The 26,690-nt window shown below is 63.7% G+C and carries 26 protein-coding genes; 5 read left to right on the top strand and 21 right to left on the bottom strand.

The window, feature by feature from the left end; translation table 11 throughout:
• Positions 1 to 284: 284 nt before the first annotated feature.
• From QGG75_21285 to QGG75_21275, 3 genes are read right to left on the bottom strand one after another with little or no spacing between them, the layout of a single operon-like run.
• Complete coding sequence (locus QGG75_21285; GenBank protein ID MDP6069761.1) at positions 285 to 1,796, bottom strand: UbiD family decarboxylase; 1,512 nt, start codon at positions 1,794 to 1,796, stop codon at positions 285 to 287.
• 12 nt (positions 1,797 to 1,808) lie between these two features.
• Entirely contained in the window at positions 1,809 to 2,906 is a 1,098-nt protein-coding gene (locus QGG75_21280) for an amidohydrolase family protein (GenBank protein ID MDP6069760.1), read from the bottom strand.
• A gap of 13 nt (positions 2,907 to 2,919) precedes the next feature.
• On the bottom strand, positions 2,920 to 3,585 hold the full coding sequence (locus QGG75_21275) for a cyclase family protein (protein ID MDP6069759.1): 666 nt from the start codon (positions 3,583 to 3,585) through the stop codon (positions 2,920 to 2,922).
• 79 nt (positions 3,586 to 3,664) lie between these two features.
• Between QGG75_21275 and QGG75_21270 the strand changes: the two genes are divergently transcribed.
• Positions 3,665 to 5,230, top strand: coding sequence for an AMP-binding protein (locus QGG75_21270; GenBank protein ID MDP6069758.1), 1,566 nt, complete (start codon positions 3,665 to 3,667; stop codon positions 5,228 to 5,230).
• Positions 5,231 to 5,399: 169 nt separating this feature from the next.
• Here the strand turns inward: QGG75_21270 and QGG75_21265 are convergent, their stop codons facing one another.
• Positions 5,400 to 6,005 carry a glutathione S-transferase family protein gene (locus tag QGG75_21265; GenBank protein ID MDP6069757.1) on the bottom strand — a complete coding sequence of 202 codons (606 nt, stop codon included), beginning with the start codon at positions 6,003 to 6,005 and terminating at the stop codon, positions 5,400 to 5,402.
• A 98-nt stretch (positions 6,006 to 6,103) separates the two neighbouring features.
• Positions 6,104 to 6,808, bottom strand: coding sequence for an SDR family oxidoreductase (locus QGG75_21260; protein MDP6069756.1), 705 nt, complete (start codon positions 6,806 to 6,808; stop codon positions 6,104 to 6,106).
• Positions 6,809 to 7,040: 232 nt separating this feature from the next.
• On the opposite strand from QGG75_21260, the gene QGG75_21255 reads away from it, so the two are divergent.
• Positions 7,041 to 7,319 (top strand): HigA family addiction module antitoxin, encoded by a 279-nt coding sequence (locus tag QGG75_21255; protein ID MDP6069755.1) that lies wholly within the window; start codon positions 7,041 to 7,043, stop codon positions 7,317 to 7,319.
• Here QGG75_21255 and QGG75_21250 read toward each other — a convergent pair.
• Together QGG75_21250 and QGG75_21245 are read right to left on the bottom strand one after the other, a co-directional pair.
• Positions 7,316 to 8,050, bottom strand: coding sequence for an EthD domain-containing protein (locus tag QGG75_21250; GenBank protein ID MDP6069754.1), 735 nt, complete (start codon positions 8,048 to 8,050; stop codon positions 7,316 to 7,318). The two genes, QGG75_21255 and QGG75_21250, sit on opposite strands and share 4 nt — an antisense overlap.
• A 230-nt stretch (positions 8,051 to 8,280) precedes the next feature.
• On the bottom strand, positions 8,281 to 9,222 hold the full coding sequence (locus QGG75_21245) for a dihydrodipicolinate synthase family protein (GenBank protein MDP6069753.1): 942 nt from the start codon (positions 9,220 to 9,222) through the stop codon (positions 8,281 to 8,283).
• 385 nt (positions 9,223 to 9,607) lie between these two features.
• Between QGG75_21245 and QGG75_21240 the strand changes: the two genes are divergently transcribed.
• Positions 9,608 to 9,988 (top strand): c-type cytochrome domain-containing protein, encoded by a 381-nt coding sequence (locus QGG75_21240; protein ID MDP6069752.1) that lies wholly within the window; start codon positions 9,608 to 9,610, stop codon positions 9,986 to 9,988.
• 157 nt (positions 9,989 to 10,145) lie between these two features.
• Complete coding sequence (locus QGG75_21235; GenBank protein ID MDP6069751.1) at positions 10,146 to 11,303, top strand: epoxyqueuosine reductase; 1,158 nt, start codon at positions 10,146 to 10,148, stop codon at positions 11,301 to 11,303.
• A gap of 66 nt (positions 11,304 to 11,369) precedes the next feature.
• Here QGG75_21235 and QGG75_21230 read toward each other — a convergent pair whose 3' ends face one another.
• The 14 genes from QGG75_21230 to QGG75_21165 all read right to left on the bottom strand — a co-directional run bounded on the left by QGG75_21230 (position 11,370) and on the right by QGG75_21165 (position 25,975).
• Complete coding sequence (locus tag QGG75_21230; GenBank protein MDP6069750.1) at positions 11,370 to 12,239, bottom strand: alpha/beta hydrolase; 870 nt, start codon at positions 12,237 to 12,239, stop codon at positions 11,370 to 11,372.
• A complete protein-coding gene (locus tag QGG75_21225) occupies positions 12,232 to 13,749 on the bottom strand; it encodes a trimethylamine methyltransferase family protein (protein MDP6069749.1) in 1,518 nt (505 codons plus the stop codon). The genes QGG75_21230 and QGG75_21225 overlap by 8 nt, the downstream gene beginning before the upstream one ends.
• Positions 13,750 to 13,767: 18 nt before the next feature.
• Positions 13,768 to 15,732, bottom strand: a complete 1,965-nt coding sequence (locus QGG75_21220) for an FAD-dependent oxidoreductase (protein MDP6069748.1) — start codon at positions 15,730 to 15,732, stop codon at positions 13,768 to 13,770.
• Positions 15,733 to 15,768: 36 nt separating this feature from the next.
• Complete coding sequence (locus tag QGG75_21215) at positions 15,769 to 16,167, bottom strand: cobalamin-dependent protein (protein ID MDP6069747.1); 399 nt, start codon at positions 16,165 to 16,167, stop codon at positions 15,769 to 15,771.
• Positions 16,168 to 16,172: 5 nt separating this feature from the next.
• Positions 16,173 to 17,780 (bottom strand): methylmalonyl-CoA mutase family protein, encoded by a 1,608-nt coding sequence (locus tag QGG75_21210; protein ID MDP6069746.1) that lies wholly within the window; start codon positions 17,778 to 17,780, stop codon positions 16,173 to 16,175.
• The gene (locus QGG75_21205; protein MDP6069745.1) at positions 17,777 to 18,556 is read right to left on the bottom strand and encodes an enoyl-CoA hydratase/isomerase family protein; all 780 of its coding nucleotides are present in this window, start codon (positions 18,554 to 18,556) and stop codon (positions 17,777 to 17,779) included. The genes QGG75_21210 and QGG75_21205 overlap by 4 nt, the downstream gene beginning before the upstream one ends.
• Before the next feature lie 70 nt (positions 18,557 to 18,626).
• Positions 18,627 to 19,694, bottom strand: coding sequence for a methylmalonyl Co-A mutase-associated GTPase MeaB (gene meaB / locus QGG75_21200; protein ID MDP6069744.1), 1,068 nt, complete (start codon positions 19,692 to 19,694; stop codon positions 18,627 to 18,629).
• Complete coding sequence (locus tag QGG75_21195) at positions 19,691 to 21,343, bottom strand: acyl-CoA mutase large subunit family protein (protein MDP6069743.1); 1,653 nt, start codon at positions 21,341 to 21,343, stop codon at positions 19,691 to 19,693. The genes meaB and QGG75_21195 overlap by 4 nt, the downstream gene beginning before the upstream one ends.
• A 21-nt stretch (positions 21,344 to 21,364) precedes the next feature.
• The gene (locus QGG75_21190) at positions 21,365 to 23,062 is read right to left on the bottom strand and encodes an acyl-CoA mutase large subunit family protein (protein ID MDP6069742.1); all 1,698 of its coding nucleotides are present in this window, start codon (positions 23,060 to 23,062) and stop codon (positions 21,365 to 21,367) included.
• A 22-nt stretch (positions 23,063 to 23,084) separates the two neighbouring features.
• Positions 23,085 to 23,510, bottom strand: coding sequence for a cobalamin-dependent protein (locus QGG75_21185; protein ID MDP6069741.1), 426 nt, complete (start codon positions 23,508 to 23,510; stop codon positions 23,085 to 23,087).
• On the bottom strand, positions 23,507 to 24,103 hold the full coding sequence (locus QGG75_21180; protein MDP6069740.1) for a TetR/AcrR family transcriptional regulator: 597 nt from the start codon (positions 24,101 to 24,103) through the stop codon (positions 23,507 to 23,509). Before QGG75_21180 ends, QGG75_21185 begins: the two co-directional genes overlap by 4 nt.
• 198 nt (positions 24,104 to 24,301) lie before the next feature.
• Positions 24,302 to 24,721, bottom strand: coding sequence for an AAA family ATPase (locus QGG75_21175; GenBank protein MDP6069739.1), 420 nt, complete (start codon positions 24,719 to 24,721; stop codon positions 24,302 to 24,304).
• 60 nt (positions 24,722 to 24,781) lie between these two features.
• The gene (locus QGG75_21170) at positions 24,782 to 25,129 is read right to left on the bottom strand and encodes a HigA family addiction module antitoxin (GenBank protein MDP6069738.1); all 348 of its coding nucleotides are present in this window, start codon (positions 25,127 to 25,129) and stop codon (positions 24,782 to 24,784) included.
• 90 nt (positions 25,130 to 25,219) lie between these two features.
• On the bottom strand, positions 25,220 to 25,975 hold the full coding sequence (locus QGG75_21165; protein ID MDP6069737.1) for a hypothetical protein: 756 nt from the start codon (positions 25,973 to 25,975) through the stop codon (positions 25,220 to 25,222).
• On the opposite strand from QGG75_21165, the gene QGG75_21160 reads away from it, so the two are divergent.
• Positions 25,974 to 26,132: a CBS domain-containing protein gene (locus QGG75_21160; protein ID MDP6069736.1), complete on the top strand. Its 159-nt coding sequence runs from the start codon at positions 25,974 to 25,976 to the stop codon at positions 26,130 to 26,132. The two genes, QGG75_21165 and QGG75_21160, sit on opposite strands and share 2 nt — an antisense overlap.
• Positions 26,133 to 26,690: the final 558 nt, after the last annotated feature.

Genomic DNA, 26,690 nt, shown 5'->3' with positions numbered 1-26,690 from the left:
AACGCCGTCATGACCGCCGTCGGCTACAACTTCCGCCTCATCCTCAAGTGGTTGAGGAAACTTTTGTGCAAAATCATCGCCGCAATATGGGCCGCGCTAACCCCGATCTCAATGCTCAAAACGGCTTCTTAACAGGGGACTAACTAGGAATTTTTTTCGTTTAAAAATAAACTGTTGGAGTGCAGCGGGATTTGCTCTCGGGTGGCCGGGTTAGGAAGAGTCAGCGCCGCTCAATCAGGCGCCGCGCCTTGCCGCCGACCTCTGGCGGCAGGCGCGCCACGGCGCTATTCAGGCTCCTCGAACGGCGTCTCCTCGAACACCGAAAGGCTGGGCGGCGGGCCCTCGAAGCCGAGTTCCTGCCAGCGCCCGACGGCCGCCCCGTAGGCCCGCTCGGAGAGCTTGCTGCGCGGTGCGAAGTCGTTCAAGTAGCGAAATTCCATGCAGGCGTTGATCAGGCACTTGGAGCCGATGGGCCGGATCTCGGGCGGGTTCTGGCTGGGATCGAGGAAAGTCGACCAGGTCTCGCGCAGAATGTCGATCGACTGGGCCGGGCGCGACCGCGTCACCATGGCCCAGACCACTTCGGCCAGGCTGGTGGCGTCGACGTCGTGGTCGACGACGACGATGTATTTCGAAAAATAAGCCCCGCCCATGCACTGGGCCGCCAGCGCCATGACCTGGGCCGCGTGGCCGGGGTAGGCCTGTTCTATCGACACCACCGTCATGCCCCAGCCGGCGGCCTCGGGCGGCGACCAGACGGTGCGGATGCCGGGCACGCCCATCTTGTCGAGGTCGTTCCAGATCTTGGCGGCCCGGGCCATGGCCCAGAAGAGGCCGCATTCGTTGGAAGGCCAATCCGCCATCAGGGCGCAGGTCAGCGTGGGATTGTCGCGGTGCCGCACGGTGTCGATGCGGATGTAGGGCGTCGGCGCCTCGGGCCGCCCGTAATAGCCGGTGAACTCGCCAAACGGCCCCTCGTCGAAGGTCTCGTCGGGATAGCAAAAGCCCTCGACGATGATCTCGGCCCGGGCCGGCAGCAGGAGGCCGGTGACGTCGGACTCGAAGACCTCGATGGGGTCGCCGTTGATGCCGCTGTAGTAGTCGTATTCCGATTCGCCCTTGGGAAAGCTGGTGGCGGCGACGATAAAAAGCAGCGGATCGAGGCCGTAGACCGCCGCCACCGGGGCCGGCTTGCCCAGCTTCCACCATTTCTCGCGATCGAGCAGCGCATCCTTCCCCGGTGAGACATAGAAACCCACCTCGTTCGGCCCCTTGATCATCTGGCGGTAGGTGCCCAGGTTGATGCGCCCGCTTTCCGGATCGCGCGTGATCACGGCATCGGCGGTGCCGATGTAGCGCCCGCCGTCCAAGGGCCACATGCGCGGGGCGGGAAACTTGCCCACGTCGATATCGTCGCCGCGTTCGATGTTCTGGTTGACCAGCGCGCCTTCGGCCGCCACGACGCGCGGCGCCTCTTTCCTGTGCATCTTTTCCTTGAGCACCCGCACCAGCGCCACGGCATCGTCGCTGGGCTCCTCGCCGATGGCCAGCGCCAGGCGGTTGAGGCTCGAGCCCAGCATGTTGAAAAGCGCCCGGTAGCCCTCGTGGCCTTCGATGTTCTCGAAGAGGATCGCCGGGCTACCCACTTCGCGGCCCGACATATAGGCCACGGTGGCGGCTTCCAGGTCGGCGTTGACCGGCGCCTCGATGCGCTTGATCTCGCCCAAAGCCTCGGCCTTTTCCAGCCAGACGTCGAGATCGCTCAACTGTTCGGTGTTGCTTGTCGGCTTCGTCATCGGATTCCCTCATCAACAACATTGCGGCGCAATACTATCCTCGTCATCGGCGACCGGCGGCTCCTGCGGCGCGTTGTAGGCCGGACGGAAGAGGCGCTTGTGGGGCACCGGCAACTGGTAGAGCCGCGCCGCGTTGCCACCTAAAATCAAATTCAGATCGTCCTGCACGATGTCGAGGCGCCAGAGCTGCTTCAAGCTCCAGCCCCAGACGTCGATCTGGTGGCGCACCAGCTTTTGCTTGCGCACCTGCACGGCGTAGGCCGGCGGCTGCGAATCGTATTGCGCATGGAAGGGAATGGACGCTCCCCAATCGCAGCCCCACAGGAGTTTCTCGGCACCGATGTTGGGATCCATCAGCGCCTTCTTGTAGAGCTCCGACCACCAGAGGCCGGTTTCGAGGAAAACGTTGTCGTTGGCCGCAGCGACGCAAAGCGCCTCTTCCACCAGGCGTTCCGACCACCAGCCCTGCAGGCCGCCGTGCTCCAGGATGATGGGCACGTCGGGAAACTCGACGGCCAAGTCGGTGGCCCACATGGGATTGAGGGTTTCGGGCCAGAAATGATGCGTCAGCGGATAGCCCATGATGACGCCCGTGTGCATGCGCACGGGCACGCCGTGCTTTTGCGCCACCGCCATGGTGGGACGGATCTGGTCCAGGCGCTCGACCTGGCCCACGGTCTTGCGATTGCCGGCATCGGCGGGAAAGCCCTCGCCCAGCCCGACGAACTTGCCACTGGCGAGCAGTTCATCGCATTCCGCCGCCGCCGCCTCGGGTGTCCAGGGGGCTTCGCCGCGGGCCGCCTTCTGGGCCGTGTCCGTGGCGGAGCAGACGGCGACGAAGCGGTCGGGGTGGCGCTCGACAAGCTCGGCATTCAGCTCGTTGGTCATGCCGAAAGCCGGCAGCAGCACGCACATGTCGACGCTGTAGACGTCCATGTCATAGAGCAACCGGGGCGAATTGTCGTAGGGCTCCAAGAGCGCCATGGTGCCGGCCAGGTCGGTATACGACGCCTTCTCGGTATCCTTGCCGATCTTCTCCTGGAAGGCCTTGCCGGCGGCGAAGCGCTGGGCATGCACATGGCTGTCGACGATGAAGCGGCCGAGTTTCATGGCGGTCTCCCGACTAGTCGAGCAGTGCGATGACGCGGCTGGGGGCGCCGTCGGATTCGGGGAGCTTGAGCGGCAGTGCCACCAGCATGACGCGGTCCTGCTCCAGCGCGCCCATGTTGCAAAGGTATTCGATCAGGATGACGCCATTCCTGAGCAAAACGTCGTGGCTGACGTATTCGCTGGTCGGTGCCATTTCGCCGCTGAGCAGGCCGCGGATCGGGTAGTCCTGGGGGAAATCGACGCCCAGCGCCCGGATGCCGCGTTCCAGCAGCCATTCGCAGGCACCCCGCGAGAGGTATGGTGCCGTGGTCCAGAACTCGGGCGTGTGGAATTCGCGTTGCTCGTCCCAGCAGGTCTTGAGCAGCACGATGTCGCCCTCGCCCACGTGCCCGGCCCGCGCCGCCAACGCCTCGGTCGTGATTTCGGTGTTCTCGGCGATGGGCCGGAGATCGACCATGGCCGCCTCGCCCACGGTTTTCTCCAGCGCCACCTCGCTGCTGGTCGCCCCGCCGGCCACGAAATGGATCGGTGCATCCATGTGAGTGAAGCCGTGCACGGCGCCGCCCACATAGGTCACCTGGAAATTCGAGCCTTCGTCATGCGAGGCCAGCAGCTTGCGGTCCACGGGCCAGCGCAAATGGTCCTCGATGGCCACGGAAAGGTCGACGATCTTGGTCATGGGCTTGTCTTGGGCATGGCGGGTCCTCCGGCCACCAGTCTACACTGTGCGGCGCGGTTGGGGAGCAGCGGGGGCGTTCATGCGTTTGATCGACTATTTCGACCGGGGTTGCGAGATCAACCCGGATGGCGACTGCCTGGTCAGCGACGACGACGGCAGCCGGCATACCTATGCCGAGGTCCGCGAGATGACGCTCAAGGCGGCCCAGGCGCTGAAGGCCGCCGGCTTCGAGTCGGGGAAAGGTGCTGTGCTCAGCCTCAACCACCCGCTTTCGGTCAGCGCCACGCTCTCGCTGATGCGGGCCGGGCTGACCTGGGTGCCGCTCAATCCCCGCGACGCCGCCGACAACCACGCCTACGTGCTGGAAAATTTTCACTGCGACGTGCTGTTTTACCAAAGCCGGTTCGCCGATAGCGTGACGGAATTTCGCGCCCGCATACCCGGCATAAAACTTCTCGTCTGCCTCGACGAGCCCGACGGCGGCCCGGCATTCCTGGACTGGATCGCCGAGCACCCGGCAGCCGAGCTGCCGCACGATTACGACCCCGAAGGCATCGTCATGATGGCCGGCACCGGCGGCACCACGGGCACGCCCAAGGGCGTCGAGCAGACCCACCGGGCCACGGCGGTCCAGACCCTGGTGCTCTCGGCCACGCTGCCGTTCAGGAAACGCCCGGTCTATTTCGCCGTGGCGCCGCTGACCCACGCGGCGGGCTACATCACGTATGCCATCTACGCCGCCGGCGGCACGCTGGTGCTGCAGGGCGTGCCCGAGCCCAAGAACATCCTGGCCGCCATCCCGCGCCACGGCGTGAGTTCGCTCTTTCTGCCGCCGACGCTGATCTACCTCATGCTGGCCGTGCCGGAGGTGCGCGACTTCGACTACTCCAGCCTGGAATTCTTCATGTACGGCGCCTCGCCCATGTCACCGACGCGGCTCAGGGAAGCCATCGACGTTTTCGGCCCCGTCATGACCCAGATGTTCGGCCAGACGGAAACGCTGTTTCCGCTGACGTACCTGCCCCCCGCCGAACATTTCGTCGGCAACGAGATCGGCAATGAAATCGCCCCTGACGACCGCCTCCGCGGCTGCGGCCGCGCCGCGCCGGGTGTCGAACTCGCCATCATGGCCGAAGACGGCCGCCTGCTGGGCGAAGGCGAAACCGGCGAGATCGTGGTGCGCTCGCTGATGGTCATGAAAGGCTACTACCAAAGCCCCGAAGCCACGGAAGAAGCCTTCGCCTTTGGTTGGTACCACACCGGCGACGTGGGCTTTTGCGACCCGGACGGCTACTACACGCTGGTCGACCGGGCCAAGGACATGATCATAAGCGGCGGCTTCAACGTCTACTCGACGGAGGTCGAGGCAGCGATCCTGGCCCACGAGGCGGTCCAGGAATGCGCCGTCATCGGCGTGCCGGATGAAAAATGGGGCGAGGCGATCAAGGCGATCGTCGAGCTCAAACCCGGCCATGAAGCCAGCGCCGACGACATCATCGCTCTTTGCAAACAGAAGATCGGCAGCGTCAAAGCGCCAAAGACGGTGGATTTCACGAACGCCATACCGCGAAGCGCCGTGGGCAAGGTGCTGAAGCGGGAGTTGCGGGCGCCCTATTGGGCCGGGCGGGAGAGGTTGGTGGGGTGAGGGGATTGTCGGGGGCGAAAGCAGACCCCGCCCGATTCGGCCAAATCCTTGGATTGGCCGGGGGGAAGTTCACGGACTCTTGCAATGTCCAATGGAGAACCAAGATTGTCTAACTGATTCTCCGTGTCGGTGAAGCCGTTTGGCCCAGCCGATCACCCTCACACCGCGCTCACGCCGCCATGGCCATTTGCAGGGCCGGCCGGTTTTTCAGGCGCTCGACATAGGCTTTGACGTTGGGCAGCTCCGCGAGATCCGCCCCCAGCCGTTCGGCAACGACGCAGGCGTGCCCCGTCATGATATCGGCCCCGGAAAACCCGCCGGCGACGTAGTCGCGTCCCTCAAGGCCCGTCTCGACCGCTTGCAGGCTCTTGTTCAGGAGCTTTTGCGCCCGGGCGAGATTGACTGGATTGCGTTTTTCCTCGGGTAGGAACAGGGTCTCGACGATGATGATGTTGACCTGCGGCATGATCATGCCTTCGGCGTAGTGCAGCCACTGGAGGTAATCAGCGAATTCCGGCGAGGCGCTATCGGGAACCATTCTCCCCCCGCCATGCCTGGCCAGGACGTATTCGACGATGGCCCCGGATTCGAAAATCGTGACGTCGCCGTCCTGCAAGGTGGGAACCCGGCCCATGGGGTTTAGCCGCAGATACTCGGGCTCGCGCATGGCCTTGTCACCCAGCTTGAAGCCGACCAGTTCGTACTCGAGACCCAGTTCCTCAAGCAACCAGACGATGCGCATGGAACGCGAATTCGGGGCGTGAAAAAGCTTCATGATGGTTTCCTCTCATACTGCCGCCTACGGCTAGTTGCTCCGTAGCAACCGTTCCGGCGCCTATGCCAAATCTCCTGCCCACCGCCCTATAGCCCGCCTCACGACAAAAGCCATCCGCCGTCAACGTCCACGGTGGTCCCGGTCATGAAGTCGTTTTGCACCACCAGCATGATCGCCTGGGCCACTTCGTCGGCCGTGCCGGCGCGGGGAATGAGGTGGCTGGCGGTATTCTTTTTGTAAAGCGCTTCGCGCTCGGCGCCCTCGAGCGGCACCATCGGTGTGTCGATTTGGCCGGGCGAGACAACGTTGATGCGGCGGGGCGCGAGTTCGGGAGCGACACCGCGTACGAAGGCCTCGACAGCGCCGCCGACCGATCCAATGGCGATCTGGCCGGGTTTCATGCGGCGTGCCGGGGCACCGGAGACCAGCACGATATTGCCCTCCGCCGACAGGTGCTCGGCCCCGAAACGCACGATATTGGCATAGCCCCACAGCTTGTCGAAAGAACGCTGATAGCCATCCATGTCCATTTCCAGGAACGGGCCGACGGCGCGCCCACCACCGGTGGCGGCGCTTATTAGAATGTCGAAGGGCGCCAGCTTCTGAAATAACGCCGGCAGCGCCTCGCGATCACGAACGTCGCATTGCTCCAAGGTTATGCCCGGGCCGGGATCGCCGGCTTTCTCGGGTTCGCGGCTGATGGCGATCACATCGCTTCCGGCATCCGCGAGCTGCCGCGCGGTGGCCAACCCGATCCCGGATGTGCCCCCGAAGACGATGGCCTTCTTGCTCTTCACGTCCATTTTTTCCTCCCTCGGCTGGTATCGCGGATCCGTCGTTCGGCGGACGATGCGTCCCTGCGCCTTTTGATGCAAGCGGAAAGCAGGCCGCAACCGACACCCCGGCCATGACAACGGAGATAACGACCCGCCGGCAAATCACGGCTGACGTTTTCGGGCCTGAGGAATGAGATCCCGGACCATTATTGACCGCGGCGCGCCCGCGGTCGCAAGCAGCGACAGGGAGAAACGACCCGTGCCCCTCTCCACTCACCCCGGTGAAATCCTCAAGGACGAGCTTGCCGCCCGGAGGCTGAGCGCGCATCGTTTCGCCCTCGAATTGGGTGTGCCGCCGACGCGCATTGCGGCGATCCTGAAAATGAGCCGCGCCGTTTCGCCCGAAACCGCGTTGCGCCTGGCTGCCTACTTGGGCGGCAGTGCCAAGGTCTGGCTCAGGTTGCAGGCCGATTTCGATCTGGCCCGGGCGGAAAAGAAGCACGGCGCCGAGATCAGGCGCGCCGTCAGGGCGGCCTAGGCAATCCCCACCATCTCCGTGCCACTGGTGAATATCAGCAGCCGCTCGTAATCGACCCACTCTTGCATGCCGTCGGGTTTGATGTGTTCGCGATAGCGGGCCCAGCCCGAGGCGTTGGCAAAATACAATTCCGCCATGCCGGCATAGGGTTCCGTCTCCGGCTGCAGGCTGTGGCTGACGGCGTAGCGAAAGCCGCCAATGCCTTCCATGGTGTGGCGCACGTTGGGGATGTGAACCTCGAGCCAGTGGGCGAATAGCGCCTCGCGGTCGCCGCCTGCTTGCATGGGAACCAGGAACGTGACCTTGAAGAAACCGCTTCGCGTGCAGGGAAACGGCGGGTCCAGCGTCGGCGGCTCGAGCGGCAGTGCGCCGTCCATGGCCAGGTACTCGCGCGTCGCCCAGGGGTGGTAGGGCTCGGCCATTTCCTGGAAGGTATCGCTGGGCTCCGTGCCATGGGGAAGGGGCGGCGGCGGCGGCACCTCCGGGTACCAGAGATGTGCCATGCCGTCCCAAACGTGGGGTTTGCCGGCCCGGAGATCGAAAAGCGTCGCCACGTAACGGCTGGCATGCAGCTTGCCGGATTTTTTGTTCTTCTCCATGCGCGCGATCGTGGGCGGCATGTGGTTGGCGAACCAGTGCGCGATCAGCTCCTCGTGCGAAGCCCTCGAGCGGCGCTTGATCAGGTAGACCATCTTGGCGCCGGGCGTCTCCACGTATGTCGGTGATGCCATGCTCCCGCCTTTCCGCTGCCCCCAACCATATGCTGCACGATAGCGGCAAGTGCGACAAACGCGAAGTAGCGTTCGCGGGAACAGGTTTTCCGCTTGGCGTATAGCGCTTTGCGATATACGCATAACGTTTGAAACAGAGCTGTCGGAACGCCAATATCCGGCGCCTTCACGACACCGGTGCGGCACACAGATCCACGCCGCGGGCCTTGATGGGGCGCGAGGTCTAGCCTCTATTCGGCGGCATCGAGGCTGCGGACCGGCGACAAGCCGTAAGCCCGGACCAGGTCCAGCTCACGCACGATATCCAGGCCGCGTTGCAAGGCCTCGCCGCGAAGTGCGTTCAGCGGTTTGCGCAGCGGCCCGGCCGGCAAGCCCAGCGCCGCCATCAGCGACTTCATCGGCACCGGATTGATGGCCGAATAGGCGTAGTGGAGCATGGGCAAATTGCGCAGATAGGCGGCGCGGAAATTCTCCGCGTCTTCCTGGCTTTGCCAGGGCTTGGAGATCACCGCCATCTCGCGGGGGATGAGGTTGCCGGTCATGTTGGCCGTGCCGTGTCCGCCCAAGGACATGGTCGGCACGATCAGGCCCAGGTTGGGGGAACAGCAGCACATCAGGCTGATCTCGGGTTTGGCACGGGCGAGCTGTGCCACCTGAGCCACCCGGGCGGTGGATTCCTTCAAGACCCGGATCATGGGATGTTCGGCCAGGCGCAGGATCTCCTCGGCCGTCAAGTCCGTCTTGACCCGGGGCGGGTTGTTGTAGACGCCCAGCGCAATGGGCGAGGCATCGGCCACTTCGAGGAAGTATTCGACGATGTCTTGGTTGGCGGCGCAAATGTAGGCAGGCGCGGCGATCACCGCACCGTCGGCGCCTTCGGCCGCCGCCTGCTTGACGTAGGCGATGGTGGCTTCGGTGGTGGGGCCGGTACAGCCGTACCACATCTCCAGGCCCGGCTGCTTGTGCTTCACGGTCTGGCGGACGATGGCGTGGCGTTCCTCCGGCGTCAGCATGGAAACCTCGCCCGATGATCCCATGATCAGGACCCCGGACGAGCCGTTCCGGCGCTGGAACTCGATCAGCGTGCCAAAGCCGCCGAAGTCGATGGAATAGTCTTGGTTCATGGGCGTGATCAGGGCCACGAAAGAGCCGGTCAACAGAGCTTTCGGCACGTTGTCTCTCCTCTTCAGCCTGGCCACCCAAAAACTAGGCCACCATTGCCATCATTGGCAACCGAGGGCAACCGAGGGCAACCGGGGAGAGCCAGTTGGTGAATCGCCGCCCAAGATCGCCAAATGGCAGTCTCGGTGCCGCAATTTTCGTCAAGCCGTTGTCGTCAGCCGGCCGTGACGATATGCCACGGCGACAGGGTACACCTCATGGCATAGCCTGAACGCGGTGGAGTTTGTCGCCCGCACCGTCGACGTATCGGCGGCACGCCCGCCGATTGGCGCTACGCCTCCGCCGCGGCTGCGGGCAGGTAGGGCTCGGCCGGATTCGGTCGCCCGGAATTGGCCCTGCATGGTTCAAACCCTCCACCGCGAAAGGGGGTTGGACATGCCTTGCATCGGAAGGAACGGCCTTTTCGCCATCGTGTCGGCGTTGCTGTGGTGGCCGGCGGCGCTGGCGGCGGAAGTGGTCAGCTTCGAACACGACGTCTTTCCCATCCTCGAGTTGCGCTGCCTGGAGTGCCACCAGCCGGGTGAAAAGGGCTACGAGCAAAGCGGTCTCGATTTGAGGACCTACCAAAGCCTCATGAAAGGCACCAAGCACGGCCCCATCGTGGTGCCGCGCAGCGCCTTCACGAGCAACCTGGTGGTCGTCATCGATCATCGCGCCGAGGCCAGCATCCGCATGCCGCACGAGGGCAAGCGCTTGTCCAAGTGCGAAAGGCTGCTGGTGAGGTTCTGGATCAACCAGGGCGCCCGCGACAACTGACAGCGAAACCGAACGATCAATTCGAGACGCCGTGACGCCTTGGCCCGTGACGCCTTGGCCCTCCCCGTTGCTGAAGCGTGGCTTGAGGTCGCAAACCCGGGTAAACTGCTCCCGTTCGCGGAATTTTCCGGACACGACCGACGGGAGGAACGCTGCCATGGTAGGCCAGGAACACCTGATGCCGACGATCACCATCACGGCCGAGATGTTGACCGAGAAGGCCAAGACTTTCGTCAAGAATTGCGGCGCCTCGGCGGTCGGGATCACGACGCTCGAAACCCTGGAAGGCGGGCCGCCGTCGACCGATCTCGAATACGTGCTGCCCGGTGCCAAATCGGCCGTGACCTTCGCCCTGCCGCTCGACCAGGACAAGATCCGCGACTACCTGGCCAAGCAGGACAGGGACGGCCACCAGGTCGACTACAACGATACCAACACCATGGCCACCGGGGTGGCCTCGCAGCTGGCCTCCTTCTTCCAGGAATGCGGGTTCGAAGCCGTCGGCGTCCAGGCCAACCAGGTATACCGCAACGACGACCAATCGGTGCCCTGGGAGCAACATCCCGACATTTCCCACCGCCTGCTCGCGGCGCGTGGTGGGGTCGGTTGGTTCGGCCTCTCGGGCAACGTGCTGACGCTGGAGCACGGCGCCAACGTGGTGCTCGGCACCATGGTGACGAAGGCCGAACTGGGGGCGACGGAGCCCTTGCCGGCAGAACAGAGTTTCTGCGATTGCGACAAGATGGAATGCGTGGCCGCCTGCCCCTCGGGTTTTTTGGGCGAAGCCAAAAAACAGCGCGTATCCGTGACCATGGGCGGCCTCGAGTTCAGCTATGGCGAACGCACCAGCTATGAGCGCTGTTCCTATGTCTGCGGCGGCTTCACCGGCCTGCATCCCTCGGGCCGCTGGTCGACCTGGTCACCGGGCCGCTTTCCCATTCCCAAGAAGGACGAGGATCTCAAGCCGGCCACGGCCTGGGCCTACGATTCATGGGCGGAGAGGCCCTATTTGCCGGGCCACACCCTGCAGGCACCGCTGATTTACGCCTCCAAGGGAAAAGACGTTCAACTGACCTGCGGCACTTGCATGCTGGTCTGTACGCCCGACGACGAGGAACGGGCCCGCCGGCTGAAGACGCTGCAACAAAGCGGCGTCGCCATTCAGCACCCGGACGGCACAGTGGAGGCCATGTCGCCACAACAGGCGCAACACTATCTGGGCGGCCTGGACGATCAGACCCGGGCCCTTTACGAGCCGGAAAATCCCGAGCTCTACAAAGACATGGAGATCATGGGCGGCCGCGACCGGAGGTAAGCGCCCCTCCCCCACCCCTGCCCGCCCCATCAACGGCAAGGGGTTATTTTGTTGGGGCCTGTTGATTCATGCCTTGGATCGGATCTCCCAATCCTTGACTGGGCTGGCGGAGAGAAAGGCATTCTGGATGGCATTCGTTACCACCGCCGGATCTTCAAGCATGGTGTAGTGACCGGCGTTCGGTACCCTCTTGATGTATGCCTGCGCCTGTCGAGACCATGCATCCAGCCAACGCGACGTCGCCAATTCGGCAATACGAAACCTTGGCAGGGATGTATCTTCTGCAAGTGAGGTGGACTGCAGCACGGTGACTTTTGCCTGCACCCCCGCCGTGGCGGCATCGAATCCCTGGCCATCCCATTGCGCCATACTTGCCAAATACGTAATGGCCACTTTCGGATCGAGCAGAAGATTGGAAGCAAGCAGGGATCGCTGATCTTTTGCCGGCAGCTGATCGACCAAATATCCGTTCAGAGTCTTCCGGGCGAACTGCTCGTAACCAAGGCGGGAAATCTCCTGTTCCGCCCCCCGCGCGATGGCCTTCGGATCGTCGGGCGCACAACTGCCGTCGACAAGAACCAGTTCGCTGACACGGTTCGGCGCCGTCATGGCCACTTGCAGTGCTATTCGGGCTCCCATGCTGTGCCCGACAACGACCATGGGTGATTTGCCGGCCACCTCCTGGGATACCGCCAATGCGTCATTGGCGGCGACCTCGATATTGCACCCTGTCAGGAAAGACCGGCTCCTTCCATGGCCACGCAAATCGAATGAAACGCATGAGGTTACCCTGGACAAAGCCTCGATTTGGTGCCGCCAATGGCGAGCATCGCCACCATAGCCATGGATAAAGAGGATAGCCGGTCGACCGCTTCCCACAGCTTTGTGGTGGAGCCGAGTGGGGCCGTTTTCGACCGCAATATTGCCGTTATCCATGATGCACCCGATGAACAGGCAATCGGGCGGAAATCTTGTCTTCCATCTCTTTTGAAATTTGCGGTTCGGCCGCTGCAAGAATTTCGCGTGCCCGAACTTTGGCTCCCTCCCGCAAAGAGGGCCTGCCCGCCTCATCCCATGCCTCCACGGTTTCCCGACTGGCCAGCGTCGGATATCGATATTCCGTCTTCATCAACTCCAGCGTTTGCGCATGGTCGAGATAATGCCCCTGGTCCATCGTACAGACATCGCGAATGACGTCGACCGACAGGGTTTCGTCATTTATTTCGATTCCCTTGATTGTTTGGCGAGCGGCACCGAGCATTTCGTTGTCGAGCACGAAATTTTCCAAGGCGCAGCCAATGATCGACCCGATCATCCCGACACTTTCGTATATGACGTCGGCTCCCGCCAGCCCCGCCGCGAGATCGGTCATGCCCTTTTCATAACCGTACTGTGCATCCATTTCCTTGGCGTCGGTCATGCCGCCCGCCACACTGTTTGGAAAACCATACCAGCGCGCTATTTGGGCCGAAGCGGCGTTCAGAACGGTGATTTCACCACCACCGCCAGTGAAAGCTCCCGTCCGCAAATCCGATACAAATGGCCAGTTGGCCCAGATCACCGGGGCGCCCGCCTTGGCCAGTTGTACCAGAGCCATTCCAGCCAGTGTCTCGGCCACGGTTTGGGCCAAGGTCCCCGCCAGGACGGCCGGGGCGGTGGCGCCTGCCTGGGCCGCATTGACCATTTTGACAGGGAAGCCCAACCGCGCCGCTTGCAGGGCGACAACCGTGTTTTCCTCGCCATAGGTCAACGGCGGCACGACGGCGCAGGTATTGCAGGTCGCGAAAGGCCGGTCTGCAAAGCGGCCATCGCCACCAAGAATGACATCAAACATCTCCCGACACTCGCCGACATGGGCCGGATGACTGAAACCGATACCGAGAGGCTTGGTGGTTCCGGCCACGCAGGCATAGGCGATGGCGAGGTCGAATTCGCGCGGATTGGATATATCCGAGGGTACACAGGTACGGTTGAATACCTGGATATTTTCCAGCGCGTTGACCACGCGGGCGCAATCGTAAAGGTCCTTCAGTGTTGAGGCTCGATAGTCCCCTGTATCGAGATCAACCATTTGCACAGCCATACCGCCGGTGGCAAAATGGGTCTGCCCGACACCAAGCTGCACATCCAGCGCTTCCGTTCGACCACATAGGGTAATTTGTTTCGGCATTGCGGCAATCAGGTCGTCAATCCACGAACGGGGAAACTGAAGGCGTCCGCCAGCGCTGGCGATACACCCCGATTCGACGGCCAGGGCACGGACTTCGTCTGTGGCCCCAGCCATGCCAACCGTTTCGAGAATTTCCAGTGCCGCGTCATGGATTTTGCTCACGTCAGCATCGCTGAGCGGCTTGTATTGACCTCCGCGCACCGCTTTCACTGATGCCGCTTCATGCTGCGTCTTTCCAGCGCGCTTTGCCGCTCTGCCACCGACACGACGTGCCATTTTGTATTTCCCGATTAACTACAACATATGTCCCGTTTTCATGCCTTCGAGAATTGCCTCCTCTGCCGTGCGCGGAGCCAGGCAATCACCGATCACATGAATTTCAAACGGGTAGCCCGCCAGACTGTTTTCCAACTCGGTGCGAGCGATGTGCCCTTGCGCCAGAACTACCGTGTCTATTTCGCCGATCTCAGATATCTCGCCCGAAACGGTATGTTGCAGATAAGCGCTACCCACGTCGGCGCCAACCAGCCGCATATAGGGAATTACCTTCACACCGAGAGAATGCAGAATGCCGTTCCATTTATCCCGAACATAAGGCTGTATGAACTCGCCGGCGGCAATGCCCGAAACACAAAGCCTGACCTGACAACCCTCGCGAACCAGCTTTTCCGCGATGCCCAATCCGACCCAGTCGCAGCGCCAATCCGCGATGACGACCGATGCGCCGACCTGTGCGCTGCCATCAATAACGGACCATCCCTCAACAACAGACGCATCATCGCTGAGCTCCAGAGGGGGGCGATAGGGCAACGCCCCGGTAGCCAAGACGATGGCATCGGGTTGTTGCTGTTCGATGGTGGCGATGTCCACCAGCGTGGCGGTCTGGACCTTGACGCCCGCGCTCTCGATCTCGCGCTCCAGATTGCTTATAAGGCCACCGAATTCGGCCCGCCCCGGGAGCTGTTGCGCGAGCAGAGCCTGGCCGCCCAGCCGCCGCGTGGCTTCATAAAGCGTTACGGCATGCCCCCTTCTGCTAGCCTCGATAGAGGCTTTCATCCCCGCCGGCCCGCCGCCGACAACCATGATCTTGCGGGAGGTGGGCGCAGGCCTCAAGGTGCCGTAAATCAGCTCGCGCCCAGTTTCCGGCCGCTGGATACAGGAAATGGGATAGCCCACCTGTTCATGGCCAATGCAGGCCTGATTGCAAGCAATACAGGCCCGGATATCGTCTGTCTCTCCCGCCGCTGCCTTGTTGGGCATGTTTGGGTCGCAGATCGTGGCGCGTGTCATGCCGCACATATCGGCTTGCCCACGATCGAGAATGGCCTCCGCGTCTTGCGGCTGGTTTATGCGCCCAGCCAAAAAAATCGGTGTGTTCAACAGCCCACGCAAATGACCGGCCGGTGCCGCCAGGTAAGCGTTTTCAACAACCATGGGCGGAGCTATGTGAATGGCCCCGGCGGCATCTGAAGAAGATCCAGCAATGATGTTCAGGTAGTCGAGTGTCCTATCCTTGTCCAAGGCCTGACAGATTTTCGTAGATACAGTACTGTCTAGCCCGTCGTGAGTCATTTCTTCGATAGAGATACGTACCCCAAGCAGAAAAGTGTTTTTGGTCTTATCGCGAATATTGGCGATCACTTCGCGTAAGAACCGCAAACGGTTTTCGAAATTGCCGCCGTATTCATCGCACCGTTGATTGACGTTCGGATTGAGAAACTGTGACGGCAGGTATCCCATGCTAGCGACTATTTCAGTCCCAGCCAGACCGGCGTTTTCGAGGCGCCTGGCCGCATCGCCATAGCCGGAAACGATTTCATGGATCAGGGATTCAGGCAACGCACGCGGCATCACCCGGAAACGTTCGTTTGGCACGGCTGACGGTGCGTACGCGACCAGGCGCGAGCCGTCCGGGGCCAGGGTCATTTCCCGGCCCGGATGGAACAGCTGAGCAATAACCGGACAGTCGTACTCGGCGCAGGCTTCAGCGACAAGCGAATAGCCGGGGATGCAGGCATCGTCGGAAGCGTCAATGACGCTGCCACCTCTCAGGGCCGTCTTGTGAACGGCCGCCGCCTCCATGACGATCAATCCGACGCCGCCCCGCGCGCGCTCTTTGTAGTAAGCGACCTGCTGATCATTGGGCACACCGCCGGTAACCATCATGGTCATGTGGCCGGTTACGAATATGCGATTTCGAAATCGGTAACGACCGAGATCAAAGGCGGAAAACAGGTTGGGGAATACCGTTTGGGTCATGGCAGCATGGCTTGCGGTGTAGGTGCTACGGATCCTTCACTTCGCCAACGTCTCGGCCACCGCCGCCACCACGTCGGCGACCTTCATCTCGGCCGTGAAGACACCGGCCGCGCCGGCCGCGGCCAAGGCCGCGTGGTCGGTCTGCGGTATGGTGCCGCCGACGAAAAGCGCCACCTCAGCGCCCTGGTCGGCCAACGCCTTGACGGTCTCGGCCACCAGCTCCAGGTGGCTGCCGCTGAGGATCGAGAGCCCCACGGCATCGACGTCCTCCTCGATGGCGACGCGCACGATGTATTCGGGCGACTTGCGCAGCCCCGTGTAGATGACCTCGGCCCCGGCGTCACGCAAGGCGAGCGCAATGATCTTGGCGCCCACGTCGTGGCCATCGAGCCCCGGCTTGGCGATGAGAATGCGTTTGCCGTTTAATGCCATCATCCCCCTCAGAACTTCACCGGTTCCTGGAACTCGCCCCAGCGCGCCTTCAGCACCGCCACCATCTCTCCCACCGTGGCGTAGGCGTGGCAGCACTCGATCAGGTAGGGCAGCAGGTTTTCCCCATCCTCCCCGGCCGCCTCGTCGAGGGCCCCGAGCGCCGCCTCGGCGGCGGCGTTGTCGCGACTGTCGAGTATCGCCTGATACTTCTCCAGCACCCGGGCACTGACTTCGGGGTCGAGGCGGAAGACCTCGCCAAAATCGTTCGTGCCGTCGTCGCGGCGGAAGTAGTTCTGGCCCACCACCACGGTTTCGCCCTCGTCGATCTTTTCCTTGCGCCGCTTGGCCGCCTGGGCCGTGCGGCTTTGCAGATAACCCTCCTCGATGGCCTTGACGGCACCGCCATAGGCTTCGATCTCGTCGATCACCTGGCGCATGCCGGTTTCCATCTCGTCGGTCAGCCACTCGACGTAGTGGCTGCCGCCCAGGGGATCGACGGTGCGCGCGGCGCCGCTCTCGTAGGCCACGATCTGCTGCGTACGTACGGCGATCTCGGCGCTGGTTTCGGTGGGGATCTGGAAGGCTTCGTCGTAGGCGCAGGTGAATATCGACTGCGCCCCCCCCAGCACCGCCGCCAGGTTCTCGATGCCGACGCGGACGATGTTGTTGTAGGGCTGCGAGGCGATCAGGGAGGAGCCGCCGCAGACCACGCCGAAACGGAACATCAGCGCCTTGGGGTCGGTGACGCCGTAGCGTTCGCGCAAGAGCTTGGCCCAGAGGCGCCGCCCGGCGCGGAATTTTGCGACTTCCTCGAACAGGTCCATGTGGACGTAGAAGAAAAAGCTCAGCCGCCGGGCAAAGTGCGTGACGTCGCCGCCGCGTGCCAGCAATTCGTCGACGTAGGCCAGGCCGTCGGCCAGCGTGAAGCCCATCTCCTCGATGGCGCTGACGCCGGCGTCGCGAAAGTGCGCGCCGGCGATGCTGATGGGATTGAAACGCGGCGTCTGCCGGTTGGCATAAAGGATGGTATCGGCGATCAGGCGCATCGAGGGCTTTACCGGGAAGATCCAGGTGCCGCGGGCGACGTATTCCTTGAGGATGTCGTTCTGGATGGTGCCGGTAAGGCGGTCGCGGGCCACGCCCTTCTTGTCGGCCGCGGCGACGTACATGGCGTAGATGATGGGCGCCGTGCCGTTGATGGTGAACGAGGTCGAGATGGCGCCGGGATCGATGCCGTCAAAGAGCAACTCCATCTCGGAAAGGCTCGAGAGCGAAACCCCCACCTTGCCGATCTCGGGCCGCGCCATGGGATGGGTGGGGTCATAGCCGCACTGGGTGGGCAGATCGAGCGCCACGGAAAGCCCGGTCTGGCCCTGGTCGAGCAGGAACTTGTAGCGCGCGTTGGTTTCCTCGGCGCTGCCGAAGCCGGAATACTGGCGGATGGTCCAGAGCCGGCCGCGGTAGCCGTTGGGGAAGATGCCGCGGGTGAAGGGGTAAACTCCCGGGCGCTCGCCCGATCCCTCGACCATGTCGCCGGTGACCACCTCCGGCACCTCGATGCCCGATGGGATCTCGGGGCCCAGCGTGGGGCCGGGGTTCGCTTTGGCGTCGCTCATGAGCTATCTCCTGCCAGCAGCTTGTCGACCGCCGCCCAGTGGTCGTCATGGATCCAGGTATCGGCGAAGTTCTCGGTTTCCAGCCGCTCCAGCGCGGCCCGTCCCAGCCCGCCGACCACCCCCAGCGCCAGGGCCTTGAAGGCCCGCATGACCTGCGGTGCCTGGCGCCGCATGGCCGCGAGAACGGGCGCCAAGGCAGCGTCGAGGGTTTCGCCCTGGGTTGCCACGACCTCGGCCAAACCCAGCTCCAGGGCCCTCTCGCCGCCCACCAGATCGCGCCCCGCCAGCAGCCAAAGCCCCGTGGTCAGGCCGACCTTCTGCAAAAGATCGATACCGCCGCCCCAGGCCGTGGAAATGTTCAGCCGTCCCTGCAAAAAGCCGATGCGCGCATGAACCGCCAGCACACGGAAATCGCAGGCCAGCGCCAACTCGGCGCCACCGCCCAAGGCATCGCCGTTGAGCGCGGCAATGACCGGCAGGGGAAACTGGCGCACGGCATCGAGGGCGCGCTTGGCGTCATCGGCCATTTCAGCGGCCTGGGCCCGGCTGCGCACGGAATCCAGATCCTTGAGGTCGCCGCCGGCGGCGAAGCTCTTGTCGCCGGCACCACGCAGCACGGCAGCCACAAGATCCTGGTTGCCGGCCGCCTGGCGAAAGGTCTGGCCCAACTCGGTCAGCACGGCGCGGCTCAGCGCGTTGCGTTTTTCCGGGCGCTCGATGGTGACCCGCAGGACAGCATCGTCAACCTCGACGCGTAGCTGGCTTCCCTCGCTCATGGACGGCATGGTCGGAAGGCTGGCGCAGACTGTCAAGCGGGGCCAACCCCACAAAGACACCCCGTGGGTGTCAGCTCAGTCCCAGCAGGCGCTCGCGCAACATCGTCTCGGCCGCCTCGTCGAAGTCGATCTCGCCGCGCTGCACGCGGTCGCAAAGAGCGTCGAAATCGCCATCCGAGATGGTCTTGGCGCGTTCTCTGATGAGATTTCCGGCGGCCTCGGCGACCAGGCGGCGGATGCGCACCCGGGGGTCGCGGCGGCGCTCGGCGGTGGCGAAGATCTCGCCGTGGGCCTCGACGGCATCGGCCAGTTCCGCCATGCCGTCCCCTGTGGTCGCCGTGGTCGAGACGATGGGCACCTCGGGGGCGTCGTGGTCACGCAAGCCCAGCATGGCGCTCAAATGCCGCACCGTGTGGTCGGCCAGCGGCAGGTCGCTCTTGTTGACCACGAGGATGTCGGCGATCTCCAGGATTCCGGCCTTGATGGCCTGGATGTCGTCGCCCAGCCCGGGCGCGCAGACCACCACTTTCGTGTGGGCGATCTCGGCGATTTCGACCTCGGACTGGCCGGCACCCACGGTCTCGATGACCACGATGTCGCGGCCGGCCGCGTCCATCACGTCGATGACGTGGGCGGCGGTGCGCGAAAGCCCGCCCAGGTGGCCGCGCGAGGCCAGCGAGCGCACGAAAACGCCGGGGTCGAAGGTGTGGGTCGACATGCGGATGCGGTCGCCCAGGATGGCGCCGCCGGTGATCGGGCTGGAGGGATCGACGGCGACGATGCCGACGGATTTGTCGCGCCGTCTGAGTTCCTCGACGAAGGTGTTGATCAGCGTCGACTTGCCGGCACCGGGCGGGCCGGTGAAGCCGATCACCGAGGCCGTACCCAGGTGCGGGTGGATGGCGGCCATGATCTCGGCGGCACGCTCGGTCTGGTTCTCGACCGCCGTGATGGCGCGGGCCAGCGCCACCGGCTCGCCGCCCAGCAGACGCTCGACCAGGCTGGCCTCGGTGTTGGCGGCCTTTTGCCGTTTCTTGGTTTTCTTGGCCTTCTGGGCCTGCTGTGGGTCCTGTGGATCCTGTGAATCCTGTGGGTCCTGTGGGTCCTGTGGCTTCTGGGCCTGGGCTGTCTTGTTCATGCGGCTACCAAAGGTTGGCCGAAGCCCAACTCGCGGCGCAGGCAGGCGACCATCTCGCCATGCGTGGCGCCGGCCCGGGCGGCGGCGATGGTGTGTTCGAAGATGTTCATGCTTTCGTCGTTGGCGGCCCGTGCCAGGTCGTCCATGGCGCGGCGCAGCGCACCCTGGTCCCTGTTCTGGCGAAAGCGTTTGAGCCTGGCGATCTGGTATTCGATCTGATCCAGGGCGGGGCGGTCCTGGCCGGTCTCGGCCGCGCTTTCGGCCGCACCGTGCTGGTAGGCGGTGACGCCGACGATGGTCTCCTGGCCCTTGTCCAGGCGCTGCTGGAAGGCCACCGCCGAACGCCCGATGCGATCCTGCACCAGGCCCTGCTCAACGGCCGCGTACATGCCGCCGGCCGCCTCGATCTCATTCATGATGGCGCTGATTTCCGCTTCCATCCCGTCGGTCAAGGTTTCGACGTAGTAGGAGCCGCCGAGCGGATCTATCACGTCTTCCAGGTGTGCCTCCTGGCCCAGGATGGCCTGGGTCGCCACGGCCACCCGCGCCGCTTCCTCGGCCGGCGTGCCGTGGGCCTCGTCATAGGCGTCGGTGTGCATGCTTTGCAGGCCGCCGAAGATGCCGGCCATGGCCTGCACGGCGACCCGGGCGATGTTGTTCAAGGGCTGCTGGCGGGTGAGGTCGGAGCCCGAGGTCTGGGCGTGGAACTTGAAGCGCCAGGACCGCGGATCCTCGGCCCCGAACTCCTCAGCTGCGAGGCGGGCCCAGATCCGGCGGCCGGCGCGGAACTTGGCGATCTCCTCGAAGAAGCTCATGGAGATGTCGAAAAAGAAGGTAAAGCGCGGCAGGAAGCTGTCGACTTCCAAACCTCGGGCGACACAGTCGCGGGCGTACTGGCGCGCCGTCGAAAGCGTGAACGCCATGGCCTCGGCCGGCGTCGCTCCGGCCTGCTGCATGTGCTGGCCGACCACGGATATCGGGTTCCAGCCGGGCACGTTCCGGTTGGTGTAGACGATGTGGTCCAAGAGCACGCGGCGCGAGCCGGCCAGCGAGAGGCGGTAGAACATGTGGTTGGCGACGAAGTGGGAGATGTAATCCGACTGGTTCGAAGTGCCGGTAATGGCCGTCCAGGGCACACCGCGGCTTTCCCCCAGCGCCAGCATCTGGGCCAAGAGCGTAAAGGGCAGCGGATCGTTGAGCGCCACCGAAATGCGCTCCAGCGGAATATCGCGGAGCGCAATATCCAGATCCTCCAGCGTGTTGATGGTCGAGCCGCAGGTGCCCACGAGTTCCGGTTCGACCTCGTCGATATCGAAGCCGCGCATGAAGGAATTGCAGGGGATGATGCTGGCCGCACTGGTGCCGGCGTCGATCATCTGCTTGAGGCGGGCGTTGTAATCCTCAGGGAGGCCCAGGCCGACGAGTTGGCGGCGCGACCAGGGCCGGCCCCGGTGCATCGAGGAATAGATGCCGCGGGTCATGGGCAGTTGCCCGGGATAGCCGAGCGCCGCCTCGTGGGCTTCCGCGTTCCGGTCATCGGGGCCGTAGAGCGGCTTGATCTCGATGCCGGAGCGGTTCTGGCGCGGCTCGTCACCGGCCTGGGAGTGGTATTCGCGCTGCCAGCGTTCGCGAGCGTTCTCTTTGCCCATCTTCTTCCCCTCCATTGCTCCTCAGGCCATCACCAGCGGCTCGCCGAAGCCTAATTCGGCCCGCACCGTGGCACAGATCTCGCCATGGGTGACGCCGGCCTTTGAAGCCTCGACCACCCGGGCGAAGGTATTGTCGTCGTCGCTGTTGCAGGCCCGGGCCAGAGCATCCCGAGCCTTCCGCACCGCTTCGGCATCGCGTTCGCGCTTGAAGGCCGCGAGGCGCTCGAGATAGCCGTCCAGGCGGGCCGGCTCCAGGCGTTCCAGCGGCCGAGGCCGCTGACTGGCGTCGTCCTCGACGCTATAGGCGTTGACACCGACCAGGGTTTCACGGCCTGAGTCCAGGCGCTCCTGCCAGGCCTGGGCGGCATCGCCGATCATGGCCTGGACGATGCCCTGCTCGACCGCCGCGTACATGCCGCCGGCGGCATCGATCTTGGCGATAACGGACAGGATCTCGGCTTCCATCTCGTCGGTCAGACTCTCGACATAGAAAGAGCCGCCGAGCGGGTCTATCACGTCATCGAGGTGAGCCTCGTCGCGCAGGACGTTCTGGCTGGCCACGGCGATTTGCGCGGCCGGTACCGTCGGCGTGCCCAGGGCCTCGTCATAGCTGTCGGTGTGCAGCGACTGCAGACCGCCGAAGATGCCGGCCATGGCCTGGACGGCGACGCGGGCGATGTTGTTCAGCGGCTGCTGGCGCGTGAGGTCGGCGCCCGAGGTCTGGGCATGAAAGCGAAAGCGCTGCGAGCGCGGATCCCGGGCCCCGAAGCGCTCGCGCGTGAGCCGGTTCCAAACCCGGCGCCCAGCCCGGAATTTGGCAATTTCCTCGAAAAAGGCGATGGAGATATCGAAAAAGAACGAGAACCGCGGCAGGAAGCTGTCGGGATCATGGCCCCGGGCGCGCAGATCCTCGGCGTACTGGATGGCCGAGGAAATCGTCAAGCCCATGGCCTGGGCCGGTGTCGCTCCGGCCTGCTGCATGTGCTGGCCGACGATGGAGAGCGCGTTCCAGCGCGGCACCTCACGGCCCATCCACTCGATGTGGTCGAGCAGCAGCCGGCGTTGGCCGGAGAGCGCCACGCGGAAGAACATGTGCAAGGCCGCGTAGTGCGAAAGATAGTCGGATTGATTGGAGGTGCCGCTGAGGCTCTTCCAGGGAATACCGCGCCGTTCGGCCACGCCGAGCAGCATGGACGACAGCGTATAGGGCGCGCAGTCGCCCAGGCTGATGCCGTGGCGCTCGATGGGCAGGTCCTCCATGCACCTGGCCATATCGTCCGTGGTCGAGATCAGCGTGCCGCAGGTGCCGACCAGCTCGCGCTCCATCTCGTCGGGGTCATAGCCCCGCATGTGGGTGTTGCAGGGCGCCAGAAAGAGCCCCGTCAGCCCCACGTCGTAGAGCGAACGCATGCGCGCGTTGTAGTCCTCGGGCAGGCCGTACCCCACCACCAGGCGCGGGCTCCAGGGCCGGCCGCGGTGCATGCTGGCGTGGATGCCGCGGGTGGTGGGCGTCTGCCCCGGGTATCCGAGCTCGGCGTCATGGCGTTGCGCATCCCAGTCCTCGGGCCCGTATAGCGGTTTGATTTCCAGGCCCGAGCGGTTGCGCCGCGTGCCGCTCACTTGCGAGTCGTACTCACGCTGCCAGCGGTCGCGGGGCATCTCGGATGCCGATTCGTCAGGCGCACCCTCCGTGCCGATGTCTAGTGCCGTGTCGGCCATGATTCTTCCCCCTCGTGATCCCCTAGCCCGCGCGCCCGGCCGAGACCAGTTCGCTGACCTTTTCGACGATCTCCTCACGACCGGCGCCGGGATGGAAAACGTGGGCGATGCCGGCTTCCAGCAGCATGCTTTCCTCGCCGTCGGGCACGATGCCGCCGACCACCACGGCGACGTTCTCGAGCCCCGCCTCGGCCAGCGCCGTCACCAGCTTGGGCACGATCAGGTGATCGGTGGCCAGCGACGAGACGCCGATCAGGTCGACGTCTTCTTGTATGGCCAGGTTGACCACGGCCGGGATCTCCTGCCAGGGCCCGGTGTAGACCACCTCCATGCCGGCATCGCGCAGGAAGGTGGCGACCAGGCGGCTGCCGCGGTCGTGGCCGTCGAGGCCGATTTTGGTCAGCAGGATCTTGGCCGGGCGCCCGCCCGTGGCCTCAGTTGCGCTCATGGTGTTGCCTCCGGATCGAGTTGGCTGCGAATGAGATCGACGATGTGCCCGGCAATGGCGGCCGGCGCATCGCCGCCGGGCTGGTACCAGGTGACGACGGAATTGAGCGCGCCCAGGAGCGTGAGCCGCAGGTAGCGCAGATCGCGTCCGCCATTCAACAGCGGCAAGTCCGCCACCATGTCGCCGAACATTGATTCGTAACGGTCGCGATAACCCACCAGGAAATCGCGCAGCTCGTCATCGCGCCCCGGCGGCTGCCGGATCACCACGGCGGCGTAGTCGCCGCCGGTGAGCAGCGCCTCGAGATGGGCCGCCGAGGCCGAGCGCAGCCGCTGCCAGGGCGCGCCGCCGTTCCGCGTGGCGGATCTAACGGCCGCCATGATGCGCTCGACGCCCTCGGCATAGACGGCGGCGAAAAGTTCGTCTTTCGACTTGAAAAAATAGTAGATCGAGCTCGGCTGCATGCCGACGTCGGTGGCGATGTCGCGGATCGAGGTGGCGTCATAGCCGTGCCGGGCAAACAGGCGCGCGGCGGTATCGAGCACCTCGCCGCGCCGGTTGGAAGGTTCGGTCTTGATGGCCGTTGCCGTCATTTTTTTGCCCTATCAGCGCGGTCGAAAGGGGACATGGCTCTGATAACCCGCTACGCCAAACCCGGCGCCGCCAACCGTGTCCCCGCTTGATGGCGCGCCCACGACGCCAGCCACCACAAAGCTACCCAACGAACGCTCGTTCGGTGAAAACATAGCACCGGTCGTTTCGGGATGCAAGCGCTACGTCGCGGCCCGGCGCTAGGCCAAACTTCTTACTTCTGCTCGGGACGAAAAATTATGACCCTCTGAATCAAAAACAGCGCCAAACACAAACCCGCTGGTATCAACAAAAATTTGTATAGAATAACCGGTGTCGAATTTTGCGTTAATGATTGCCGGAGGATCGCCATAACGATGACAAATTGTAGCAAACTCAATTTCACTATCGCGAGTAGATGGGGTAATCCCGATAATTCGTTGTGGAATATCATATTCAAAAGGTGGTTGCCTAAATGGGAGGCGACCTAGTCGATTAATAACGAGAGATATGAGGCGAAGTGCGTCAACGACAGTGGATTTTCCGGCGTTGCTTCGCCCCACCAACACAGACGTGGAACCGAACGGAATTTCATGATCTCGAAAAGCGCGAAAGTTAAGAAGTTGTAGCGTTGTCAACATATCTATCAACACCTTCTACGATTTCTCATTGATTGAACGAATTTACTTTTTGATGCAAATTCACTTCTCGCACGATTTTCTGTCGATCAGTATTTTCGTAGTGCGCCACATTTTATTTCGGTTTGAAATTCGTCTTTGGTGTATTGATGTTCGTGGATGCCGTATCCCAAAGGTCACATTTGCTCTGCATGGCCAGCCAAAGTCGGGACCGTTGCCGCAATAGCGATCGAGCCTCAGAGCCATGGCCGGGGTCACCGGCGCGCGTTCGGCCAAAATGCGTTGGAGCGCCTGGCGCGAAATGCCGAGATTGCGGGCTGCAGCGGCGACGCTGACGCCGAGCGCCGGCAGCACGTCCTGGCGCAGAAGGGCTCCGGGATGCGTGGGTGGGCGTTGGCGGGCCGCGGTCATGGAAATCTCCGAGCGTTTGGCTCTTGGCGACGGAAATGGCGAATTCCGGAGATGATAATTCACCCGGATCGGATTGTCAGGAGAATTCCCCTACCACCGCCACCAGCGCCGTCTTGGCGGGCGGCACCAGATGGCGTCGAGGTCGGCGATCAGCCAGGACGCGGCCAGGGCCAGCAGGCCGGCGATGACCAGCGTCGAGCCGAAACCGAGCGCCCGCTCGGCGACTACGGGATCGGGATGGTGCCTGCCGGTCAGGGTAAATATGCCGAAGACCAGGAAGCCGGCCGCGGTCGCGCTGCTCCAAAGCCGTTTGGCCAGGTCTTTTTTGGCGCCACTATGCCAGGAATCTAGGGCGAACGACGGCCAAAGGAAATCGGCCGGCAGCATCCTGCGACAATGGGACGCGCGCGTTTTTGGGGTGCCGTTTTGCCCGGCCGTTCCCATATGTGGTAGAATAGACAATTGTCTGGATGTTCGGTAATTTCCGTCCCGATCGGGTCCCGTGTTGATTTCCGGGGAGGCCCAACGCTGGGACACGAACGGGCGGCCTCTGAAGGGAGGTGCGTCATGAAAGTCGGTGCCGTCATCAGGAAAAAGGGACAGGACGTGATCACTGTCCTGCCCGACCGCTCGATCGCCGAAACCGCCGATATCATGCGCCACAAGCGCATCGGCTCGCTGGTCGTCTGCGACGCCAAGGACGACATCGTCGGCGTCATCGCCGAACGCGACATCGTCTATGGCCTGGCCGCCCAGGGTGCGGCGCTGCTCGACCTCGAGGTGCGCGACGTGATGTCCGTCCCACGTCGTCACCTGCGATCCCGAGGAGAGCTGCTGGGACGCCATGGCGACGATGCAGAAACACCACGTGCGCCACCTGCCGGTGATGCAGGACGGCGAATTGGTGGGCCTGATCAGCGTCGGCGACGTGGCCAAGGCGCGGGTCGACGACATGCGCCTCGAAGCCCGGGTGCTGCGCGACCAGATCCTGGCGGCGCATTAACTGGTTCTCTTCAGGAGAACCAGTTAATGCTTATTGTCGCTCACGGCAGCGAACCTGAAGGTTCGCGCCCGCGCGGGCGCGCCCGTTGGCTTTTTGTCGCTCACGGCGGCGGACCTACGGTCCGCTGCCTGCGCGGGGCGCGCCGCAGGGGCGGCGGGTCGCGGTCGCTCCCGTTGCACCAAGACCAAGCAGCAATAAAACACACATGGTATCGGCGGTATCGGCTCTAAGCCGCCCCCTTATGGGGGGCGGAGGCCAAGGGCGCGGATGCGCCCGCCCGGTGAGGGGCTACAAAACTTCGCTCACGGCGGCGGACCTACGGTCCGCTGCCTGCGCGGGCGCGCCGCAGGGGCGGCGGGTCGCGGTCGCTCCCGTTGCACCAAGACCAAGCAGCAAAAGACACACTTGGCGGTATCGGCTCTAAGCCGCCCCCTTATGGAGGGCGGAGGCCAAGGGCGCGGATGCGCCCGCCCGGTGAGGGGCTACAAAACTTCGCTCACGGCGGCGGACCTACGGTCCGCTGCCTGCGCGGGCGCGCCGCAGGGGCGGCGGGTCGCG

This window comes from Alphaproteobacteria bacterium, assembly GCA_030740435.1.
Taxonomy (GTDB): Bacteria; Pseudomonadota; Alphaproteobacteria; order UBA2966; family UBA2966.
This window is presented reverse-complemented; position numbering and strand designations above follow the sequence as displayed.

Bases quoted from the DNA above. Each gene is read 5' to 3' on its own strand.
- QGG75_21285 (MDP6069761.1), bottom strand. From the start codon at position 1,796: ATGACGAAGCCGACAAGCAACACCGAACAGTTGAGCGATCTCGACGTC.
- QGG75_21280 (MDP6069760.1), bottom strand. From the start codon at position 2,906: ATGAAACTCGGCCGCTTCATCGTCGACAGCCATGTGCATGCCCAGCGC.
- QGG75_21275 (MDP6069759.1), bottom strand. From the start codon at position 3,585: ATGACCAAGATCGTCGACCTTTCCGTGGCCATCGAGGACCATTTGCGC.
- QGG75_21270 (MDP6069758.1), top strand. From the start codon at position 3,665: ATGCGTTTGATCGACTATTTCGACCGGGGTTGCGAGATCAACCCGGAT.
- QGG75_21265 (MDP6069757.1), bottom strand. From the start codon at position 6,005: ATGAAGCTTTTTCACGCCCCGAATTCGCGTTCCATGCGCATCGTCTGG.
- QGG75_21260 (MDP6069756.1), bottom strand. From the start codon at position 6,808: ATGGACGTGAAGAGCAAGAAGGCCATCGTCTTCGGGGGCACATCCGGG.
- QGG75_21250 (MDP6069754.1), bottom strand. From the start codon at position 8,050: ATGGCATCACCGACATACGTGGAGACGCCCGGCGCCAAGATGGTCTAC.
- QGG75_21240 (MDP6069752.1), top strand. From the start codon at position 9,608: ATGCCTTGCATCGGAAGGAACGGCCTTTTCGCCATCGTGTCGGCGTTG.
- QGG75_21235 (MDP6069751.1), top strand. From the start codon at position 10,146: ATGGTAGGCCAGGAACACCTGATGCCGACGATCACCATCACGGCCGAG.
- QGG75_21230 (MDP6069750.1), bottom strand. From the start codon at position 12,239: ATGGATAACGGCAATATTGCGGTCGAAAACGGCCCCACTCGGCTCCAC.
- QGG75_21225 (MDP6069749.1), bottom strand. From the start codon at position 13,749: ATGGCACGTCGTGTCGGTGGCAGAGCGGCAAAGCGCGCTGGAAAGACG.
- QGG75_21220 (MDP6069748.1), bottom strand. From the start codon at position 15,732: ATGACCCAAACGGTATTCCCCAACCTGTTTTCCGCCTTTGATCTCGGT.
- QGG75_21215 (MDP6069747.1), bottom strand. From the start codon at position 16,167: ATGATGGCATTAAACGGCAAACGCATTCTCATCGCCAAGCCGGGGCTC.
- QGG75_21210 (MDP6069746.1), bottom strand. From the start codon at position 17,780: ATGAGCGACGCCAAAGCGAACCCCGGCCCCACGCTGGGCCCCGAGATC.
- QGG75_21205 (MDP6069745.1), bottom strand. From the start codon at position 18,556: ATGAGCGAGGGAAGCCAGCTACGCGTCGAGGTTGACGATGCTGTCCTG.
- meaB (MDP6069744.1), bottom strand. From the start codon at position 19,694: ATGAACAAGACAGCCCAGGCCCAGAAGCCACAGGACCCACAGGACCCA.
- QGG75_21195 (MDP6069743.1), bottom strand. From the start codon at position 21,343: ATGGGCAAAGAGAACGCTCGCGAACGCTGGCAGCGCGAATACCACTCC.
- QGG75_21190 (MDP6069742.1), bottom strand. From the start codon at position 23,062: ATGGCCGACACGGCACTAGACATCGGCACGGAGGGTGCGCCTGACGAA.
- QGG75_21185 (MDP6069741.1), bottom strand. From the start codon at position 23,510: ATGAGCGCAACTGAGGCCACGGGCGGGCGCCCGGCCAAGATCCTGCTG.
- QGG75_21180 (MDP6069740.1), bottom strand. From the start codon at position 24,103: ATGACGGCAACGGCCATCAAGACCGAACCTTCCAACCGGCGCGGCGAG.
- QGG75_21175 (MDP6069739.1), bottom strand. From the start codon at position 24,721: ATGTTGACAACGCTACAACTTCTTAACTTTCGCGCTTTTCGAGATCAT.
- QGG75_21170 (MDP6069738.1), bottom strand. From the start codon at position 25,129: ATGACCGCGGCCCGCCAACGCCCACCCACGCATCCCGGAGCCCTTCTG.
- QGG75_21160 (MDP6069736.1), top strand. From the start codon at position 25,974: ATGGCGACGATGCAGAAACACCACGTGCGCCACCTGCCGGTGATGCAG.
- QGG75_21165 (MDP6069737.1), bottom strand. From the start codon at position 25,975: ATGGCGTCCCAGCAGCTCTCCTCGGGATCGCAGGTGACGACGTGGGAC.